General features: G+C 41.6%; 16 protein-coding genes. 12 read left to right on the top strand and 4 right to left on the bottom strand.

The features are described 5' to 3' along the window. Window positions 1-565: 565 nt before the first annotated feature. From G327_RS0122625 to putP, 4 genes are all read left to right on the top strand, one after another. Window positions 566-1,324, top strand: a complete 759-nt coding sequence (locus G327_RS0122625) for an AraC family transcriptional regulator (protein ID WP_019617090.1) — start codon at window positions 566-568, stop codon at window positions 1,322-1,324. Window positions 1,325-1,512: 188 nt separating this feature from the next. Continuing rightward, a complete protein-coding gene (putA, locus tag G327_RS0122620) occupies window positions 1,513-4,674 on the top strand; it encodes a bifunctional proline dehydrogenase/L-glutamate gamma-semialdehyde dehydrogenase PutA (protein WP_019617089.1) in 3,162 nt (1,053 codons plus the stop codon). 11 nt (window positions 4,675-4,685) lie between these two features. After that, window positions 4,686-5,399, top strand: a complete 714-nt coding sequence (locus tag G327_RS0122615) for an aldehyde dehydrogenase family protein (RefSeq protein WP_019617088.1) — start codon at window positions 4,686-4,688, stop codon at window positions 5,397-5,399. Window positions 5,400-5,488: 89 nt separating this feature from the next. After that, window positions 5,489-6,985 carry a sodium/proline symporter PutP gene (putP, locus tag G327_RS0122610; RefSeq protein WP_019617087.1) on the top strand — a complete coding sequence of 499 codons (1,497 nt, stop codon included), beginning with the start codon at window positions 5,489-5,491 and terminating at the stop codon, window positions 6,983-6,985. Window positions 6,986-7,086: 101 nt separating this feature from the next. Here putP and G327_RS0122605 read toward each other — a convergent pair whose 3' ends face one another. Together G327_RS0122605 and rhlB are read right to left on the bottom strand one after the other, a co-directional pair. Beyond that, window positions 7,087-7,995 (bottom strand): Ppx/GppA phosphatase family protein, encoded by a 909-nt coding sequence (locus G327_RS0122605; protein WP_019617086.1) that lies wholly within the window; start codon window positions 7,993-7,995, stop codon window positions 7,087-7,089. Window position 7,996: 1 nt separating this feature from the next. Then, a complete protein-coding gene (gene rhlB / locus G327_RS0122600) occupies window positions 7,997-9,253 on the bottom strand; it encodes an ATP-dependent RNA helicase RhlB (RefSeq protein WP_019617085.1) in 1,257 nt (418 codons plus the stop codon). 123 nt (window positions 9,254-9,376) lie between these two features. On the opposite strand from rhlB, the gene trxA reads away from it, so the two are divergent. The 7 genes from trxA (at window position 9,377) to polA (ending at window position 19,098) form a co-directional block, all read left to right on the top strand. Next, window positions 9,377-9,703: a thioredoxin TrxA gene (gene trxA, locus G327_RS0122595; protein ID WP_019617084.1), complete on the top strand. Its 327-nt coding sequence runs from the start codon at window positions 9,377-9,379 to the stop codon at window positions 9,701-9,703. A 156-nt stretch (window positions 9,704-9,859) separates the two neighbouring features. Beyond that, window positions 9,860-11,128: a transcription termination factor Rho gene (gene rho, locus G327_RS0122590; protein ID WP_026339510.1), complete on the top strand. Its 1,269-nt coding sequence runs from the start codon at window positions 9,860-9,862 to the stop codon at window positions 11,126-11,128. Between the two features lie 81 nt (window positions 11,129-11,209). Beyond that, window positions 11,210-12,679 carry a 4-hydroxy-3-polyprenylbenzoate decarboxylase gene (gene ubiD / locus G327_RS0122585; RefSeq protein WP_019617082.1) on the top strand — a complete coding sequence of 490 codons (1,470 nt, stop codon included), beginning with the start codon at window positions 11,210-11,212 and terminating at the stop codon, window positions 12,677-12,679. Between the two features lie 57 nt (window positions 12,680-12,736). After that, the gene (gene fre / locus G327_RS0122580; protein ID WP_019617081.1) at window positions 12,737-13,432 is read left to right on the top strand and encodes an NAD(P)H-flavin reductase; all 696 of its coding nucleotides are present in this window, start codon (window positions 12,737-12,739) and stop codon (window positions 13,430-13,432) included. A gap of 137 nt (window positions 13,433-13,569) precedes the next feature. After that, on the top strand, window positions 13,570-14,781 hold the full coding sequence (locus G327_RS0122575; protein WP_019617080.1) for an HDOD domain-containing protein: 1,212 nt from the start codon (window positions 13,570-13,572) through the stop codon (window positions 14,779-14,781). A 90-nt stretch (window positions 14,782-14,871) separates the two neighbouring features. Next, window positions 14,872-15,981, top strand: coding sequence for a 1-acyl-sn-glycerol-3-phosphate acyltransferase (locus tag G327_RS0122570; RefSeq protein WP_019617079.1), 1,110 nt, complete (start codon window positions 14,872-14,874; stop codon window positions 15,979-15,981). Between the two features lie 312 nt (window positions 15,982-16,293). Further along, a complete protein-coding gene (gene polA, locus G327_RS0122565; protein WP_019617078.1) occupies window positions 16,294-19,098 on the top strand; it encodes a DNA polymerase I in 2,805 nt (934 codons plus the stop codon). Between the two features lie 482 nt (window positions 19,099-19,580). Here polA and G327_RS0122560 read toward each other — a convergent pair whose 3' ends face one another. Both G327_RS0122560 and G327_RS0122555 read right to left on the bottom strand, forming a co-directional pair. Beyond that, on the bottom strand, window positions 19,581-20,045 hold the full coding sequence (locus G327_RS0122560) for a chemotaxis protein CheX (protein WP_019617077.1): 465 nt from the start codon (window positions 20,043-20,045) through the stop codon (window positions 19,581-19,583). A 102-nt stretch (window positions 20,046-20,147) separates the two neighbouring features. Next, a complete protein-coding gene (locus G327_RS0122555; RefSeq protein ID WP_019617076.1) occupies window positions 20,148-20,582 on the bottom strand; it encodes a transcriptional repressor in 435 nt (144 codons plus the stop codon). Window positions 20,583-20,808: 226 nt separating this feature from the next. On the opposite strand from G327_RS0122555, the gene G327_RS25475 reads away from it, so the two are divergent. After that, on the top strand, window positions 20,809-21,045 hold a 237-nt coding region (locus tag G327_RS25475; protein ID WP_019617075.1), incomplete at its 3' end, for a transposase family protein.

Raw genomic sequence — 21,045 nt, 5'->3', positions numbered from 1 at the left:
GAACAATCCCTGTTGACGAATGTCAGCAGGGATTTTTTCGTTTTAGCGCTTTGACGACGATGACCAACTCGAACATGGGCAATAAACAGCAGCCACGGAGTGGCATTCAGACCATGTGATAGTAGGGCGAATCAGGCGACAGCCTGGGCCATGAGCGGACGAGCTCTGCGAATCCTGACCATCGCCAAGCTTGCTCTCTATAAGCAACCTATACAAATAGCCCCACTGGTTAGTTCTGCTGGGGCTTTTTTAATTCCTGCGATTTATGTTTTGACCTGCTCCCGCATGGGTAAAGGTTAGGAGTACCAACGAAGTTGGTTTCATATCATGTGATAGTAGGGGGGAGCTTTGCGATTACTAGCACCTTGTCTTTTATTTATTGCATACACCGACATCTCCCATCCCCCAATCATTAAAATTTATTGATGTTTGTTGCAAACTTGACCATCAAAAGTAATTTGTAATGCCATCTCATAAGTTATTGTCGTATTTTATAAATTATTTTATTAAGTAAGCAGTCTTTATAACCTTACTATATTTCGAATACGGGAAGGAGTTAGAAAATATGTCTGCTGAATTTATCAAGCCTGCTGAAATCATCGCACTTCCTAATGAGATTAATCATCATGAGCATAGTTACAATCAGATTGTAATTGGTTTAAAAGGGCGAGCTGAATTTAATATTGAAGGGCTGGGCAGTTTAATTGTACCCGGACAGGGATGCGCCGTAACTGCAAGTTCAGACCACGCGTTTAATGGGATAGGGGATTCGCAGATTCTTGTACTCAATCTACCCTGTGAAGCTGATTTGGATAATGAAAATTTACACAGAATAAAGACACTATTTTCCTGCAGTCATTATTTCCAGCTTGATAACAAAATTCAGCAGCTGATTCAGCTGCTGGTATTTGAAATGCAGGAAAACCCCAATGATCTGCTGCTGAGCCGTGCGTGCAACAGTACTTTAATTGCTCTGCTGCAGCGCCATGTTTATAGCGGAAACCGCCATGATAAGAGAATCAATATAGACAGTATTGATGCTTATATTGCGCAACATATTAGTGCAAAAATAAGTATTGCACAGTTGGCGGGTTGTGTTTTTCTCGGTGAAAGTCAGTTTTACGCTCTTTTTAAACAGCAGACAGGTAAAAGCCCTCATCAGTATCTGCTCCACAAGCGTTTTAGTTTAGCCAGGGAGCTGCTGGAAAACAGCTCGTTATCATTAAGCCAAGTTGCTGATGCAAGTGGTTTTACTAATCAAAGCAGTTTTACGCATACCTTTACTAAGATGCAGGGGATTTCTCCTTCTAAGTACCGCAAGTAGCCCTTCATAAAATCGTGTCGGTATGTCCGCACTTTAGTAATTATCAGACCTTTTGACAAATTGATCGTAGTTTTTGACAAGATTTTAAATCTCTTTGAAAATATGATGTCGCATCCGTACATTTTATTAACAATTGCTTAACATTGTTTTCCGGCAGTTATCGCTTTATAAATATTTTGAGGACAATTATGACAGAATTTATCGCTCAGGATTCACTGCAGAAATCATTTATTGATCGGCCGTTAGATGATCTCTGGTCGCTAATATCACCATTGTATATGGTTGATGAAGACTACTGGTTAAAGCAGCTGCTGCCGATGGCTTCTCCTTCCGCTCAGGAAAAGATATCTATTTGTGATAATGCATCAGACCTTATTAATAGAGTACGCGCTGACAAACAGGCAATTCAGATGATTGATGCCCTGCTGCTGGAATATAGCCTAGATACCAAAGAGGGAATTCTTTTAATGTGCCTGGCTGAAGCATTAATGCGTATACCGGATACCGCTACTGCGGATGCATTAATTAGAGATAAATTAAGCGTGGCTGACTGGAAGTCGCATTTAAAAAACTCGGACTCGACTTTTGTTAATGCATCAACCTGGGGATTACTGCTGACCGGCAAAGTCATTAATCTGGATACGGCTAAAGATGCAGAATCTTCTAATGTTATTAATCGATTTGTAAATAAACTATCGGAGCCCGTGATCCGCCAGGCAATGAACCAGGCAATGAAGATTATGGGGCATCAGTTTGTCTTAGGCAGAAATATTCGTGAGGCGCAGAAAAACGGAAGCCCGTTCACAAGCAAAGGTTACGGTTATTCCTACGACATGCTTGGTGAGTCGGCACTGACTACTGAAGATGCTAAAAAATATTTTGATGCTTATATGGCCGCCGTTGAATCTGTTGGTGCAGAGCAGCTGAAAAGTACTCAGATTAAAATAGCCGCTAGTGTTTCGATCAAATTATCCGCATTACATCCACGTTATGAAGTCGCTAATAAAGGACGGGTATTATCGGAAATGTATGAGTCTGTTCTGGTGCTGATCAAACGCGCCAGGGAGCTTGATGTCAGTTTAACGATTGATGCCGAAGAAGCAGACCGCTTAGAGCTTTCTTTAGTTTTATTCGAGAAGCTTTACCGTAGTGAGATTAACCGCGGCTGGGGAAAACTAGGCCTTGTTGTTCAGTCTTATACGAAGCGGGCTTTGCCGGTTCTAACCTGGTTAGCGGCGTTAGCAAAAGAACAGGGGGACTGCATACCGCTGCGCCTGGTAAAAGGCGCCTATTGGGACAGTGAGCTTAAGTTAGCACAACAAAACGGCTATGATGCTTATCCTGTTTTTACACGTAAGGAGGCAACTGATGTTTCCTACCTGGCTTGTGCCCGGTTCCTGTTAAGTGATCATATCAGAGGTCTAATATATCCACAGTTTGCCAGTCATAATGCGCATACTGTGGCGGCTGTTGCTTCCATGGCGACTCATAGCGACTATGAATTTCAACGCCTGCATGGAATGGGGGATGCTTTATATAAGCATGCTGTTGACATATTTGACTGTAATGTCCGTATCTATGCCCCGGTAGGCAGCCATAAGGATCTACTGCCTTATTTAGTACGGCGTTTATTAGAGAATGGCGCGAACAGCTCTTTTGTGCATCGCCTTGTTGATGCAGATTGTGCCGTGGAAACACTTATTGAGCATCCGGTCGAAACTCTGCTGCGCCGTCCTACATTACATAATGGTCTAATTCCTTTACCTCCGCAGATTTTTGCTGATCGTAAAAACTCTTACAGCGTAAATATCGATATTGACAGCGAAGTTAAACCTTTTGAAGCCGCTGTTAACCTGCATATGACCACTTACTGGCAGGGCGGTGCGATTATTAATGGTATCAAGTTTTATCCGTGCGATGACTCTGAAGAGAAGAATCTGCATCGAGTTACAGCACCCTATGATCGAAATATTGATGTCGGCTCAGTGCAGTTTTCTAACAAAGAGAACATTGAAAATGCGGCTGCCAGTGCCTATGAGTTTTATCCGCAATGGGCGCAGACAGAAGTATCCGAACGTGCTCAGTATTTAAATGTACTAGCGGATCTGCTTGAGAAAAATATGCCGGAGTTGATTGCTTTGTGCCATAAAGAAGCCGGCAAGACAATACATGACAGCATTGATGAAGTGCGTGAAGCGGTAGATTTCTGTCGTTATTACGCGCAGCAGGCACAGGGGAATTTTGCGACTGTAACTACGGTAACAGGTTTTGATGAAGTAACCCGCCAGGTTAAACGTCAGGGCAAGGGGATTTTTGTCTGTATCAGCCCATGGAATTTCCCGCTGGCAATCTTTTTAGGGCAGATCTCGGCGGCTTTAGTCAGCGGTAATACTGTACTGGCAAAACCTGCAGAACAAACTTCATTAATTGCAGCTCGTGCGGTTGAACTGATGCTTGAAGCCGGCATTCCTGCTAAAGCTATTCACCTGCTTCCGGGAACCGGCGCTGATATAGGCGGACCTTTGACTGCCGATCTGCGTATCGCAGGAGTTGTGTTTACTGGTTCAACAGAAACCGCGCAGCGAATTAACCGCTCACTGGCACAGAGAAAATGTGAAGCGGGCACATTGATTGCTGAAACCGGCGGACAAAATGTCATGATTGTCGACAGCACCGCGCTGCCGGAGCAGGTTGTTCGAGATGTTTTGCGCTCAGCATTTGCATCTGCAGGGCAGCGTTGTTCTGCATTACGGGTGTTGTTTGTACAACAGGACATTGCCGATCGGGTTATTCATCTTATTCAAGGTGCGATGCAGGAGCTTCGTGTTGGCCTGCCTTATCTGCATAATACTGACGTCGGTCCTGTTATCGATAAAAATTCTAAAGATAAACTTTTAGCTCATATCGACAAGATGCTGAAAATAAATAAACTCGTCGGACAGATACCCCTGGATGAGAGCTGTTTGTCGGGTGATTTTGTACCGCCGACGGCAATTGAGATAAGTAGTTTAGCGCAGTTAGAAAATGAACAGTTCGGCCCGATTCTGCATATTATCCGCTATCAGGCAGATCAGTTAGATGATGTTATCGATCAAATTAATAACAGCGGTTTTGGTTTGACCATGGGTATTCACAGCCGCAATGAAGCCGGTTACCGTTCTATTGAAAAACGCTGCCGGGTGGGTAACTGTTACATCAACCGGGATCAGGTCGGAGCTGTTGTTGGTGTACAGCCGTTCGGCGGACAAGGTTTATCTGGTACCGGGCCGAAGGCCGGAGGTCCTCATTATCTGCTGCGTTTCAGCAAGCAGGTTAGCGTTAATCATTCCCCGCTTTCGCAGTCTTTATAAGGAGTCAACTGATGAACGAGCAGATCAGCAATATCGTTAAACAGGCGCATGCAAAATGGGATGAGTGGAATGAACTCGGCTGTGCTTTTCGCGGTGAACTTATTCATCGCTGGGCAGATGAGATTGCACAGCAAAGCAGTTTTGGTTTAATGCCGGCAAAAATGGCCAGATATCAAGTTCGACAAGGTTTCGCTCTGATCGGCGAGGAAAAATTAATGCCGGGTCCGACGGGGGAGAGTAATGAATTATATGCCTGCGGGCGCGGTGTTTTTATTATTCACTGTAGTGCTGACGCACCGCTTAGTGCACTGGTAGGCATGATATCTACAGCACTGCTGGCAGGCAACTGCATTATATTATCACTGCCGCAGGAACTGCAGGAAATTTCACAGAAGCTGCACTCGACTCTGCTTGTTGCTGGATTTCCTAAATCAGTGGTGCAAACTGCATCGTTTAATTCAGCGGAGCAGTTAATCACTGATCCCTCTACTGCCGGAGTCGCTTATACAGGTCATAGTACAGAGTCATTGAAAATAAACAGGCAGCTGGCAGACAGGGAGGGATTGCTGGCACAACTTATTTTAGAAACAGAATTAACGTCATTAAGCAGCATAACTGACCGTTACTTTGTTTTGCGTTTTATTACCGAAAAGACCCGCACCATTAATGTTACTGCTGTCGGGGGAAATGCCGCGCTATTAGAGCTCGGGTGCGGAGACCAATAACCGCAGACACGACCATCACAGAACGCTTTGGTTAAGTGTTTTTACAGTTTCTTATTAAGTTTATAGGGAAATAAAAATGAGAGGAATTTATGGTAGAAAATAGTTTAACAACAATAGTCACATTTATCGTTTACCTGATAGTTATGCTGGCGATAGGTTTATATGCATATAAACGAACGGCAAATGCATCGGATTACTTTCTAGGCGGACGGCGTCTTGGTCCCTGGCCTGCCGCTTTATCTGCCGGCGCTTCGGATATGAGCGGCTGGCTGCTTCTCGGTTTGCCGGGTTATGCTTATGCTGCCGGGCTGGAGTCTTTATGGCTGGCCGGCGGTCTGCTTGTCGGTACATGGCTGAACTGGTTAATATGTGCCAAACGACTGCGTACCTACAGCATCACTGCCGATGATTCGTTAACACTGCCTGATTTTTTAGCGCGTCGTTTTGATGATAAATCTAAACTAGTGCAGACCATTGCAGCTTTTTTCATCCTGATGTTTTTTCTTTTTTACACCAGCTCAGGTTTAGTTGCCGGCGGAAAACTGTTCGAAACAGTTTTTGGCTTAGATTACACCATTGCCGTGATCGTCGGCACGGCCTGCGTAGTTTCATATACTCTGTTCGGTGGTTTTCTGGCGGTATCCTGGACCGACCTAGTACAGGGGTTATTAATGTCGGCCGCACTGCTGATTGTACCTATTGCAGCTATGGACGGTGGGTTGGGTCAGCTAGGTTCTGATTTATATGCCGTAAACCCTGAACTCCTGACCATCTGGAACGGCATTGATGGAAAACCATTATCGGCGATTGCTATTATTTCCTTGGCAGCCTGGGGACTGGGTTATTTCGGCCAGCCGCATATATTAGCGCGTTTTAAAGCAACCCGCAGTAATGCTGATTTAACTACTGCCCGACGTATTGCTGTTGTCTGGACAGCATTATCTATGGCAGGTGCAGTACTAGTTGGTTTAGTGGGATTATTATATGTGAATAGTGAATTAGGCGGCGGGCTGGATGACGGTGAAAAAATATTTATGCTTCTGGTTGATGCTATTTTCCATCCCGTTATTGCCGGTATTTTATTAGCCGCTATCTTGGCTGCTATTATGAGTACTGCAGATTCACAACTGCTGGTTTCTTCGTCGGCATTAGCGGAAGATTTTTATAAACAGTTAATTAAACCAACTGCTTCCTCTTCTGAAATCGTACTGGTTGGCCGTCTAGGTGTTGTTGCTTTATCACTGCTGGCACTATTTTTAGCTATGGATCCGGACAGCTCGGTATTAGGTTTAGTTTCTTATGCATGGGCCGGGTTTGGCGCTGCATTTGGTCCGGTATTAATTATCAGCTTGTACTGGAAACGTATGAACCGTAATGGTGCGTTAGCGGGCATTCTTGTCGGTGGTGTGACAATTGTTGTATGGAAGCAGTTATCTGGCGGTATCTACGATCTATACGAAATCGTACCTGGTATTATATTTGCAACAATCGCGATTATAATAACCAGTTTAGCAACTGCGGAGCCGCATAAAGCGGTTACGGATCAGTTTGATAAATATCAGAAAAATCTCGAGGAACTGGATTAACATCTGTTCAGTTAATAAATATTAACAATAAAAGCCGCTTATTAACCTGAGCGGTTTTTTTATGCATGCTCTATTAATTAAGGAAATGATAGAAGGTTAGGTCATTTGTCTTCGAACAGTATACTGATCAGACCTTCTCTTAATGCGCCTTGTGAACGCTGCATTACCTTGATATCCAGGCATTCAAATAACGCGATTAAGATTGACAGACCGCTTGCAAATACGGGGATTCTTGATGGTTTTAAGCCGTCAATCTGCAGCGAACTAATATCCTGACAAAGAATACACTGCTCTTTAATCTGATTTAATAATTCAAGAGATAACAACTCGCTCAGTTTCTGTCTGCTGTTTATTTCGTGTACTGCCTGAATTGTGCCGGAGGCACCCATGGTCACAGACCAGCCTCGCTCTTGGTAACTTTCTATCTGCGGCTGGATAACCTGTCTGGCTGTATTAACTGCCGCATCAAAATTATGCTGATTTAGCTTGTTATCTGCAAAGTGATTATTTAACCAGGTCACGCAGCCCATATTCAGACTTGTTGCCAGTAAAATATCGTGGCCTTTGCCGATGATAAGCTCGGTACTGGCACCGCCGATATCGATAACCAGCATCTGCTCTATAATATGGTCAGTAAAAGCAACACCACGGTAAATGGTTTTAGCTTCTTCTATTCCGGAAATAAGTTTAACAGGGTGCTGGAGGATTATTTCAGCACGGTCAAGAAAGGTTTGTTTGTTGTTAGCCATTCGTAATGCGGCGGTTGCCGTAATAAGAATGCGGCAGGGGGCTAGCTGATTTAATTCATCTCTGAACTGTTGTAAACAAGCCCAGCCGTTGTTCATGGTCTGCTGGGTTAAATTTTGGTTGTGGTCTAAACCGGAAGCAAGACGGACTTTTTGTTTGCTTTTAGAGTAAACACTAAAACCATTACCCTGCCTGGTCACCGTCAGCATATGGAAACTATTGGAACCAAGGTCGATAATGGTATAGCGGTTTTCTTTGATCATCTTAGCGTTTATGACTTCTATGATAATTATCTTTACGATTGTTCGGGTGTGCTTTGTACTTGGTTACTTTCATTACTGGTAATGAATCAAGCAGGGCATCCTTATCGTATTCACTTACTGGAATGGAATGTTTAATATACTCTTCAATTGCAGGTAAGTTAAAAACATATCTTTCACAAGCTAAGCTGATTGCTAAACCTTTTTCTCCAGCACGGCCGGTACGTCCGATGCGGTGAACATAATCTTCACAATCATCAGGCAGATCAAAGTTAAACACATGCGACACTTTAGGTATATGCAGACCTCGAGCGGCAACATCTGTTGCAATCAGAATATCAATCTCACCTTGAGTGAACTGCTCTAATATTTTAATGCGTTTATTCTGCGGCACATCACCGGTCAATAGACCTGCACGTAAACCGTCGCCAGCTAAATAACCCCATACTTTTTCACAGGTATGTTTAGTATTAGCAAATACAATGGCTTTTTCAGGCCACTCGTCTTCCATTAAAGTTAATAAAAGAAGCATTTTGTCTTCATTTGAAGGGTAAAAAAGCTCTTCAGTGATATTAGCTGAAGTCATGACTTCAGGCTCTATCTGGATATGTTCCGGATCATTCATATGCTCAAAAGCAAGTTCCTGCACTTTATGCGACAAGGTTGCTGAAAATAACATATTAAGGCGGCTGCCGGCTTCAGGCATGCGTCTGAACAGATAACGAATGTCTTTTATAAAGCCAAGATCAAACATACGGTCTGCTTCATCAAGTACAACACTCTGTATCGAACCAAGGTCAATAACACCTTGTTTAACGAAATCAATGATGCGGCCCGTAGTACCAATTAGAATATCAACACCTTTTTCTAACTTAGTGTGTTGAATTTCAACTTTCTCGCCCCCATATGCTAAACCTAGGCGTAAGTTAGACATTTTTGCGAGTGATACAGCATCTTTATGGATTTGGATTGCAAGCTCACGTGTCGGCGCTAAGATAATAGCCCGAGGTTGATTCTTACGGCGATTTTCAGGCTGTTCATTAGTTAACAGGTGATTAAATACTGCAGGTAAAAACGCAAGCGTTTTACCTGTACCGGTTTGCGCTTGTCCTGCAATATCTTTGCCCGTGAGGGTGATCGGCAGTGACAAGGCTTGAATCGGTGTGCAGTATTCATAACCTTGTGATGTAAGGCCTGAAATTAGACTTTTCTCAAGAGGAAGGTCTGCAAATTTTGTTTGAGTTAGATGTGTTTTATTCATTTATAAATCATAGCATTTTATACTTGCAATAAGTATTGAGATCGATTCAAATATCTAAAATTAATTTTTACTATATTTCGTGTTATAGTAACTTTTTACTGCCAATTCTTTCTGGAGAGAAAAATGAGCGATAATATCGTAACTTTAAGTGATGCAAGTTTTGATGAAGACGTAGTTAATGCAGAAGGTCCTGTTTTAGTCGATTTTTGGGCTGAATGGTGTGGTCCTTGTAAAATGATTGCTCCAATCCTTGCTGAAGTTGCTGCTGAATACGCAGGCAAAGTTACAATCGGCAAATTAAATATCGACCAAAACAGCGGTACACCACCAAAATTTGGTATTCGCGGTATTCCAACGTTGTTATTATTTAAAGATGGAAAAGTTGCTGCAACTAAAGTTGGCGCGCTTTCTAAAACGCAGCTGGTTGAATTTTTAGATGCAAATATCTAAAAATATAAGAACAGATTGGATAAGTTGTGATCTGCAACAAGTCCAATCTGGACTAAAGTTAAATTAAATGCTACCTTTATGCTCAAAATATGAGCTGATTAGTTCTCACATTCACCTTACTTCCACTCACTTCAATTCTGTATACCTATATAAATTATGAATTTAACCGAATTAAAAAATACGCCAGTTTCTAAGCTAGTTAAACTTGGCGAGTCAATGGGGCTAGAAAACTTAGCTCGTTTAAGAAAACAAGATATTATTTTTGCCATTTTAAAAGCGCATGCTAAAAGCGGTGAAGATATTTTTGGTGCCGGTGTATTGGAAATATTACAGGATGGATTTGGGTTTTTACGAAGCTCTGATAGTTCATACCTTGCCGGTCCCGATGATATTTATATCTCGCCAAGTCAGATTCGCCGCTTCAACCTGCGTACCGGTGACAGTGTGGAAGGTAAAATCCGACCACCTAAAGACGGTGAGCGCTATTTCGCATTATTAAAAATTAATCAGGTTAATTTTAATAAGCCGGAAAATTCACGTAATAAAATTCTTTTTGAAAATCTAACACCGATTCACCCTGATGAGCGTTTCCGTTTAGAAAACGGTAACGGTAGTACGGAAGATATTACCGCACGAATTCTGGATCTGGTTTCTCCTATTGGTAAAGGCCAGCGTGGATTAATTGTTGCACCACCAAAAGCCGGTAAAACCATGCTGCTGCAGAATATTGCGCAGAGTTTAAGCCTTAATTACCCGGATGCAGTGCTTCTAGTTCTACTCATTGATGAGCGTCCGGAAGAAGTAACAGAAATGCGCCGGCTTGTTCGTGGTGAAGTAGTTGCTTCAACATTTGATGAACCGGCAAGCCGTCATGTACAAGTTGCAGAAATGGTTATTGAGAAAGCTAAGCGTTTAGTTGAGCATAAAAAGGACGTGGTTATTCTGCTCGATTCGATTACTCGTCTGGCACGTGCCTACAACACGGTTATCCCAAGTTCAGGTAAAGTTCTAACCGGTGGTGTTGATGCCAACGCTTTACACCGTCCGAAACGTTTTTTCGGTGCTGCACGTAATGTTGAAGAGGGCGGCAGCTTAACTATTCTGGCAACAGCTCTTATCGATACCGGCTCTAAAATGGATGAAGTTATCTACGAAGAGTTTAAAGGTACGGGTAACTCGGAGATTCATCTGAATCGTAAGCTGGCTGAAAAACGTATTTATCCTGCGATTGATATCACTCGTTCAGGTACGCGTCGTGAAGAGCTGTTAACTAAAGCTGATGAACTGCAGCGTATGTGGATTCTACGTAAGATTGTACATCCTATGGGTGAAATCGGTGCAACAGAGTTTATGATTGATAAACTTGGTTTAAGTAAAACCAATGATGATTTCTTTACTGCAATGAAAAATCAAAAAGCAAAATAACCAACATTGCTTTATTAACAAAAACGTTGCTTTAGGCAGCGTTTTTTTTTAACTAATTTCCCGAATTAAGTGGATCCCCCTATGAAATTTGATGATTTACGTGATTTTATTGAACAGCTTGAAGAGAGAGGACTGCTGAAACGTGTCACTCAGGAAATAGATCCTAATTTAGAAATGACTGAAATTTCAGACCGCACACTGCGTGCAGGCGGTCCTGCTCTGTTATTTGAAAACCCGAAAGGTTATGACACACCGGTATTAACTAACTTGTTTGGTACTACTGAGCGTGTTGCCCTTGCCATGGGTAAAGATAATGTTGAGGCGTTAAAAGAGGTCGGGCAGTGGTTAGCATATTTAAAAGAACCTGAACCGCCGAAAGGCATTAAGTCCATGTGGGAAAAGTTACCTATATTTAAACAGATTTTAAATATGCCCACTAAGAAAGTCCGCTCGCCTCAGTGTCAACAGGTGATTATGCAGGGGGATGAGGTTGATTTAACCAAGCTGCCGGTTATGACCTGCTGGCCCGGCGATGTAGCACCTTTAATTACCTGGGGGTTAACTATCACGCAGGGGCCCTATAAAAAACGCCAGAATTTAGGCATTTATCGTCAGCAGCTGCTGGGAAAAAATAAAATCATCATGCGCTGGTTATCACATCGAGGCGGCGCCATTGATTATCGCGAGTGGCAGGAAGCTAATCCGGGTAAACCCTTTCCTGTGTCTGTTGCATTAGGGGCAGATCCGGCCACTATCCTAGGCGCAGTGACTCCTATTCCGGATACATTATCTGAATACGCATTTGCTGGTTTGTTAAGAGGTTCACGTACAAAAGTCGCTAAGAGTATCAGCAATAACCTCGATGTACCTGCTTCGGCTGAAATTATTTTAGAAGGTTATCTGCAGCCCGGAGAAGAGGCGCCGGAAGGTCCCTATGGTGATCATACCGGTTATTATAATGAAGTAGATGACTTTCAAGTAATGACAGTGACACATGTGACCCATCGTAAAAATCCTATTTACCACAGTACCTACACTGGTCGTCCGCCTGATGAACCGGCTATTTTAGGCGTTGCTTTAAATGAAGTTTTTGTTCCCATTCTGCAGAAACAGTTTCCGGAAATAGTCGATTTTTATCTGCCGCCGGAAGGCTGTTCATACCGCATGGCGGTTGTGTCTATTAAAAAACGTTATCCGGGACATGCGAAACGGGTAATGTTAGGTATCTGGTCTTTTTTACGCCAGTTTATGTATACCAAGTTTATTATTGTCTGTGATGATGATGTCAATGTGCGCGACTGGAATGATGTGATGTGGGCGATAACTACACGCATGGACCCTGCGCGTGATACAACCATGATTGAAAATACGCCTATCGATTATTTAGATTTCGCTTCTCCGGTATCAGGTCTTGGCTCAAAAATGGGCCTGGATGCAACTAATAAATGGAGTGGTGAAACAGATCGGGAGTGGGGAGTGCCTATTGAGATGGATAAAGAGGTGAAAGATAAAATTGATGATCTTTGGCAGGAATTAGATATCCTGTCATAATCAAAGAATGTTATCATTTTGTTAAATTATTTTAACCGCCACTTTTAAAGAGAATTTATGCAGCCTGTTACTTGTACAATCAGCTCTATCGAAAAGTTAAATGACTTTTTATACCGTATTTTTTTAAGCCCTAACAAAGATGTTTCCTATAAAGCGGGGCAGTATGTTTCAGTAGTAATGGCTGAAGGTGATAAACGTCACTTTTCAATTGCTAACGCACCTGTGGCTAATGAAATTGAGCTGCATATCGGTGCAACGCCCGAAAACAGCTACGCTATGCAGGTGATTGACAAAATGCGCAGTGAGGGGCAGGTTGAAGTCGAAATAGGCAACGGCGATGCTTATCTACGTGAAGACACGTCTCGTCCTATTATATTAATGGCCGGCGGCACAGGATTTTCATATGTAAAATCCCTGCTTGAGCAAATTGTTCGTCTCAAGTTAGAGAACCCTGTTTATCTCTATTGGGGAGTGAAAGAGTATGCGCACTTCTATTTTGAGAATGAAGCTTCTGAATGGGCTGAAAAACACAGTAATATTCATTTTCATCCGGTTATTGAGCTGCCGGAGGCCGAATGGCAGGGGCATCAGGGCTATGTTCATCAGGCGGTATTAGATGAATTTACTGATTTGAGTGATTTTGATATCTATGTGGTCGGGCGTTTTGAAATGGCTAAAATTGCCCGTGAAGACTTCCTTAAGCAAGGTGCATTGGTTGAACGGATCTTTGGTGATGCATTTGCATTTATCTAAACCGTCTGCTAAAAACAGGAGATGAAGGTCACCTCTCTGGTGATTTTCCGTCTCTTTTTTCAAATTAAGTATTATAGTTATTATCGATAAAATATAATCAGTTATCTGCCTTTTTAGCTGGAAGTTATTAAACGTCTATGACAAGCAAAACCATCGCCACACCTGAACCCTCTATCATTGAATCAATTGATCAATTATTCCTGCGTTTTATTGTGGGTAAAAATAAAATCTATAAAGAAGAAGAATATAACGACGGTTTATCGGAAGCTGAGCAGGATGATAAAGAGCTCGGGTTGTCTGCTTCTGAGGAGAAAAGCGGATGGAATCAGCGAATTTTATTAGAAGTTGAAAAAGACCGCGTTAAGCGTGTTGAAGCAGATAAACGTCTGAAAGACAAACGTAATGCACTGCTGATGCGTTATTTTCAACAGTCCCTGCTGAAAGTGGTAAATGAGAAGCTGCAGAATAGTGAAACAGTTATTTCTGACCAGCTGCAGCTCCGTGAAAATACCGTTGAACTACTGAAAAAATTATTAGCTGGAGAGCCTCGTTATTCGGTACTGGCTTCTCTGCTGGAATTAAACCCCGGTACACGTAACCGCCTGCTGTCATTAGTGTGCAGCGAAGATTTTATGAGTGCACTGGGTCGAGACCCCCGTAATGTACGTGATATTCAAAGTGCAATTGGTATGATTGGTACGGATGTTTTACGCTTTTTAGTGCCGGCTATTTTATTTAAATACCGGATCAATGCCTATAGTCATCACAACAGCTTGTTTGCCAAAAAACTTTGGCGTTATGAAATGACATTAGGACAGACCTGTACTGCTTTAATGCATGACATTGATTACCGCCGCCCTTACGAAGGCATGCTGTTGTCGGCAATGGTCAATTTTGCCTATGTTGCCAGCTATCAGCAGTACCTGACCTCATTTGAAATGGTAAGAACGACCTGTCTAGATCAGGCGCGTGATAAGGGAGAGAAAAATCGCCATGACTTTTTTTATGATATTAAAACTGATTCGGCATCCCTGCAGGCGTTATTAGTTTCTCAGGCCGATTTAAAGCTAAGCCTGGTATTGTCAGAAAAATTATTTCAGAAAAGTTTCCCGCATCTGGTTAATGCATTGAAAGAAGAAGTTGAAGGCCTTGCTTATGAGGAACGCACTGCGGTGGGGAAAATATTATATAAAGCGGTACGTTTTGCAAAATACGATCAGCTTCGTTCATCGCGCTTATTTAAATCTGAGTGGGTGGATGATTATTTAGCTGTTTCAAATATCGAACAGGATGTCTTTAAAAATCTATTACGTCAGGAGCTGTTCCGCTTCAAACCAATCTGGTCTTAAAATCAAACTTCTCGCATATTTCTCAATTAAACTCGCTGTCGCTTTTAAAAGCAGGTAAAATGCGGCTTCAATTTTATAGAGAGTGAAAAAATGGCTAACGCAGAAGATAAATTCAGTGATATTCGACCTTATAACGACGATGAAATCCAGCCGGCGATTCAGCGTGTTATTAACAGCGACGAATTTATGGATGCGATTATTAGTTTCCGTTTCTCTAAGATTGCCAAATTTGCCGGTTTTTTATTAAAACCACTGCTGCGTCGTTATTTTTTATATAAATGGGGCAATATTAATAGTATTGATGATATGCAGCAGGTTGTCGGCGGCTATATGGAGCATATGATCGCGTCAACAACCACTAAGTTCACCTATTCTGGTCTGGAAAATCTGGATCCGACACAGAATTATCTATTTGTTTCCAACCATCGTGATATTGCCATGGATCCTGCATTTGTTAACTGGGCGCTGTTTTCTGAAAACTTTAAAACCGTGCGTATTGCCATTGGTGATAACCTGCTGAGCAAACCTTTTGTTTCTGATTTAATGCGCATGAACAAAAGTTTCATTGTTAAACGTTCAGTATCTGGTGTGCGTGAGATGATGAAAGCATTAAGCCATCTGTCTGATTATATTTTCACCTCGCTGCAGAAAGAAAGCAGTATCTGGATTGCCCAGAAAGAGGGGCGCGCAAAAGATGGCTTTGATAAAACAGAGCCTGCTATTGTAAAAATGTTTTATGTTAACGGTAAAAAGAAAAAAATAGCTTTTCCTGATTATATTCGCCAGTTAAATATTGTACCTGTTGCTGTGTCATACGAATTCGATCCCTGTGATAAGCAGAAAGCGCAGGAACTGTATGACAAAGCTGAGTTTGGAGAATATAAAAAATCAAAATATGAAGATATCGAAAGTATCGTCAGCGGAATTATTGGCCAGAAAGGACATGTCCACGTTGCCTTTGGTAAAGCTCTGGCCGATGAGTTTGATGATGCTGAAGCGGTCGCTTCAGAGATTGATAAACAGATTTATCAAAACTACCATCTGCATCCGTCAAATTTAATTGCGGCTGAGCATTGCTCTGAGAGCATAACGAATGAACATAAAGAGGTGTTTGCACAACGCCTGCAGATGATTAAACCTGAGCTGCAGGAAACGGTATTAAAAATGTATTCAAATCCGGTTAATAATCATATCAGCTGAAAAAATGTTTAAAATTAACACATCTTATGTTTTGTTATGCACATTACGCTTTATTGGTGATGTGCGTTTTTCCACTATCTTTTAAATGTATCTTATTGAAAAGTAATATGTAAATTAATTACATTGTTACAGCTCAACTTTTGTTAAAAACAACTAACAGAGTTATCCACAACCTTTTCTGTATTGAAAGTGAACGAACACTTACATTTATCACCCGATAATTCCCCCCTGATTTTAAAAAATAATCTGTTATTAGCAGGTTAATCGGTATAATCACTATCCTATTTTTTCCTCTTATATTGGCAGCATCTAATGGCGACTATTCCAGAAAATCCTTTTATTCTTGTTGACGGCTCTTCTTATTTATATCGGGCTTTTTATGCGCCTCCACATTTAACAAACTCAGCAGGAGAACCGACTGGTGCCGTATACGGCGTGGTTAATATGCTTCAGAGTTTATTAAAGCAGTTTAATCCCACTCATATCGTGGTGGTGTTTGATGCAAAAGGTAAAACTTTTCGTGATGATATGTATTCTGATTACAAAGCTAACCGTCCAAGTATGCCCGATGATCTGCGCAGCCAGATAGAACCGCTGCATGCAGTGATTAAAGCGATGGGGCTGCCTATTCTGATTGTCCCTGGTGTTGAAGCCGATGATGTTATCGGTACGCTTTCCCGACAGGCCAGTGCACAGGGTATTGCAACCCTAATCAGTACCGGTGATAAAGATATGGCGCAGCTGGTGGATGAGCATACCTTATTGATCAATACCATGACGGATACCGTTTTAGATGTGCAGGGAGTCAATGATAAATTTGGTATTCCGCCTGAACTGATCATAGATTATCTTGGGCTGATGGGGGATAAAGTCGACAATATTCCCGGTGTACCGGGGGTTGGTGAAAAAACGGCATTAGCGATGCTGCAGGGCATAGGTTCTGTTGATGATATTTTCAAAAACTTGGAAAAACTGGCGCCTCTTGGTTTTCGAGGCAGTAAAACCATGGCTAAAAAAATGCAGGATAATGAAGAGATGGCCCGTCTTTCTTATCAGCTTGCAACGATAAAAACCGATGTTGAATTAGAAGTCGCTTATAACGATTTCACCCATAAAGAGCAGGATACGGATGCCTTAGTACAGTTATTCGGTAAACTTGAATTTAAACGCTGGTTATCTGCTTTGCTGGACGGCGGTAAAATGATCAGTCCGCAGTCTTCGGCAGCTGCTGGTAATGTCTCAACGGCCGCTGAAACACCACTCAATTCGGGGGTTGTTGACCGCAGTGCCTATAAAACAATTTATACCCAGGGACAGTTAAACCAGTGGATTACTAAATTAGAAAGCGCTGAACTGTTCGCTTTGGATACGGAAACAACCAGCTTAGATTATATGCAGGCTGAAATTGTCGGTTTATCTTTTGCTGTGCAGACTAATGTCGGCAGCGAAGAGGAACCGCTTATTGAAGCTGCTTATCTGCCCCTTGCACATGATTATATTGACGCACCTAAACAGTTAGATTTTACGGATACCTTAGAAAAATTAAAGCCGCTGTTAGAGTCTTCTGAATTTAAAAAGGTCGGACAGAATTTAAAATATGACCGCAGTGTTTTATTAAATCACGGCATTGAATTACAAGGTATTCAGTTTGACACTATGCTGGAATCTTATGTTGTCGACAGCACGGGCAAGCATGATATGGATACCTTGGCACTCAAGTATCTTGGTCACAAATGTATCTCTTTTGAAGAAATCGCCGGTAAAGGCAAAAAGCAGCTGACTTTTAACCAGATCACCATTAAAGAAGCTGCGCCTTATGCCGCTGAAGATGCGGATATTACTTTACGTCTGCACCTTGAGTTGTTTGAACGTTTACAGGCGAGTGAGTCTTTATCAAAAGTATTTAATGACATTGAACTCCCCCTATTAACCGTGCTTTCTGATATTGAACGCGGCGGAGTTGAGATTGACAGTGCTTTATTAACCAAGCAAAGCACTGAGATTGCTAAGCGGTTATTGGAGCTTGAAGAGGCTGCTTACGAAGAGGCGGGAAAACCATTCAATTTAAGTTCTCCAAAGCAGCTGCAGACTATTTTGTTTGAAGAGCTTAATCTACCGGTTTTAAAGAAAACACCTAAAGGTGCAGCTTCAACAGCGGAAGAAGTTTTACAAGAGTTAGCGTTAACTTATCCGCTCCCTAAACTGATTATTGAGCACCGTGGTTTAAGTAAATTAAAATCGACTTATACAGACAAACTGCCGCTGATGGTTAATGAAAAAACCGGGCGGGTACATACTTCTTATCATCAGGCCGTAACGGTCACCGGTCGATTATCTTCGAGCGATCCTAATCTGCAGAACATTCCAATTCGAAGTGCAGAAGGTCGTCGTATTCGCCAGGCTTTTATCGCACAGCCGGGGTATAAAATTGTTGCCGCCGATTACAGCCAGATTGAATTACGCATTATGGCGCATCTTTCTCAAGATAAAGGTTTATTGGAAGCATTTTCAACGGGCAAGGATATCCATAAAGCAACCGCTGCCGAAGTATTTTCTGTTGCACTGGATGAAGTAACAACCGAACAGCGCCGCAGCGCGAAGGCGATTAACTTCGGCCTTATTTACGGTATGAGCGCGTTTGGTTTAGCTAAGCAGCTTAATATCGGCCGTCATGAAGCGCAGCAGTATATGGACAGGTACTTTAACCGTTATCCTGGCGTACTTACTTATATGGAAGATACGCGCTCCTTAGCGAATGATAATGGCTATGTCGAGACAATATTAGGGCGCCGTTTACAACTGCCGAATATTAAATCTCGAAACGGCATGCTCAAAAAGGCAGCCGAACGGGCCGCAATTAACGCCCCTATGCAGGGAACGGCTGCTGATATAATTAAAAAAGCGATGATTGATATGGCAGGCTGGGTAAAAGAGCAGCCTGCTGGAAGTGTGCAGTTATTAATGCAGGTGCACGATGAATTAATCTTTAGTATTAAAGAGGAATTAGTTGAACAGTATACCAAAGAGATCCAGGCAATTATGGCAAAAGCTGCTGACTTAGATGTTCCTCTTATTGCGGACGCCGGAATGGGTGATAACTGGGATCAAGCACATTAATTTAAATTCATTTTGATCGTTGTTTTTATTGGCTTTTTTAAAATAAAGCAAATTATTTTAAATTTATTTCAATGGCGATGAACTTTTTGTGGTTATTGCGGACTAATACTTTGAACAATTTAAGTTCATAGTTTCTTCCTTAGTTTTCCCTCTTGACAATTTATTTTGTGAAGAGGGTTTTTTTTGCCCTTTTTTCAGTGCTTGGCTGAAACTATAAACTCAAATGATAGAAATAATTTAAGCCGTCTATTGTTTCTTCCTTGGTCTTTTTGACAATTTATTTTGTGAAGAGGGTTTTTTTGCCCTTTTTTCAGCGTAAAGAGGAAACTATAAACTCAAATGATAGAAATAATTTAAGCCGTCTATTGTTTCTTCTTCGTAATTTAACCTGTTAAAACTATGCCACTTTTTCAGTGCTTTTCTGCAGGCATAAAAAAACCTCCGCTAAGCATTTAGAGGAGGTTTAAGAAAAACGGGAAAAATTACTGGTTAAAGCAGATTTCAATAAATGCGTTACCGTGTTCAGAGGTAAACGGCATTAATACTTTCGCACCGTCAACCTGATGTTTGATTGCATGGTTTTCACCTGATACAACAACTGGAGTCGCCATACTAAATTCATAGCCTTTTTCTCCAAGCTGACGTTTTGCACCACCGGCAACCATATTAGTTATTTCACCAACCATATCGGTAATATCATCGGAGATATCATCAACACTTTCACCAACCATTAGTTGAAAAACATTTAATGCTAATTTTTTTTCAAAACTAATTGAAAAAGACCCTTTAGCAGTGGGCCCGACCATACCGATTAAACCTGATACATCTCCGCGCGCAATCGCGTCTTTTTTAAGGCAAGGTTTTCCTGGTTTAATTTCCATTTGCGCCATCGTCTGCAGCACATTGATAAAAGAAGATAAAAAAGGATTTACAAATTCTGCATTCATAGTTTATACACTTGTATTTATTAGTCGAAAGATCCATTTAAGCATACCAGCATTATCTGTAAAGTATAATTACCTATTCACAAATGCCAGGGGTATAAATGATTAATTATAGAGACAGTTATAACAAATACCATGAGCTTCTAATACTTTATTAGTTATTTGGAAGCCTGATTGTTTAGCTTGCTCCGAAAATGCGTCGTCTATCACAGGATCGCTTAACTCGATAATTTGTTTACAGCTGTCACAAATCAATAACTGCATCGGGTGTGCACAGCCGAAATGTTCACACATGATATAAGCATTTAATGATTCAATGCGGTGGATAAAATGATTTTCTAATAAAAAGTCTAAGGCACGATAAATAGTAGGGGGTTTAGCATTTGTTTCGTGTTTTTGTAACTGCTCAAGTAAATCATATGCGCTTACTGCGCCGCTCTGTTCTGTCATGAGTTGAAATACACGCTGTCGTATCGGAGTAAAACGAATGTTTTTCTGTTTGCAAAGATCGACAGCACGTTCTAATAAAGGTTTAGGCATGTTAGAAACTCACGGTTAACAATTAAAACAGCTATGCTACCACAGCGAGTTGATTACACAGAATAAATGCACAATTGTCAGCTGCTTTATATTATAGATACAATTTAACCTTATCTTTACGGAGTAAAGGGCAGGTTAAGCACGGCAAGATCATTATAAATTGAACTTTTCCTCCAACTAGCGATCTGATCACCATATACTAACAATTCGCTATTTGGTGATAATAATGAGCGCTACTTTTTTGAAATACTTCGATTCCATCTCAGACCCTCGTATTGAACGATGTAAGAAACATAATTTACTCGATATTCTTTTACTCGCTATTAGTGCCGTTATGTCTGGCTCTGAAGGCTGGGAGGATATTGAAAACTTCGGCCATATAAAGCTTGATTGGCTTCGTCAATATCGTCCTTTTGAATCCGGGATACCTCGGCATGACACTATTGCTCGTGTTATCTGTCGT

The sequence above is a fragment of the Psychromonas ossibalaenae ATCC BAA-1528 genome (assembly GCF_000381745.1).
Lineage (GTDB): Bacteria > Pseudomonadota > Gammaproteobacteria > Enterobacterales > Psychromonadaceae > Psychromonas > Psychromonas ossibalaenae.
The sequence above is the reverse complement of the archived record's forward strand: the minus strand, read 5'-3'. Positions and strand labels throughout refer to the sequence as shown.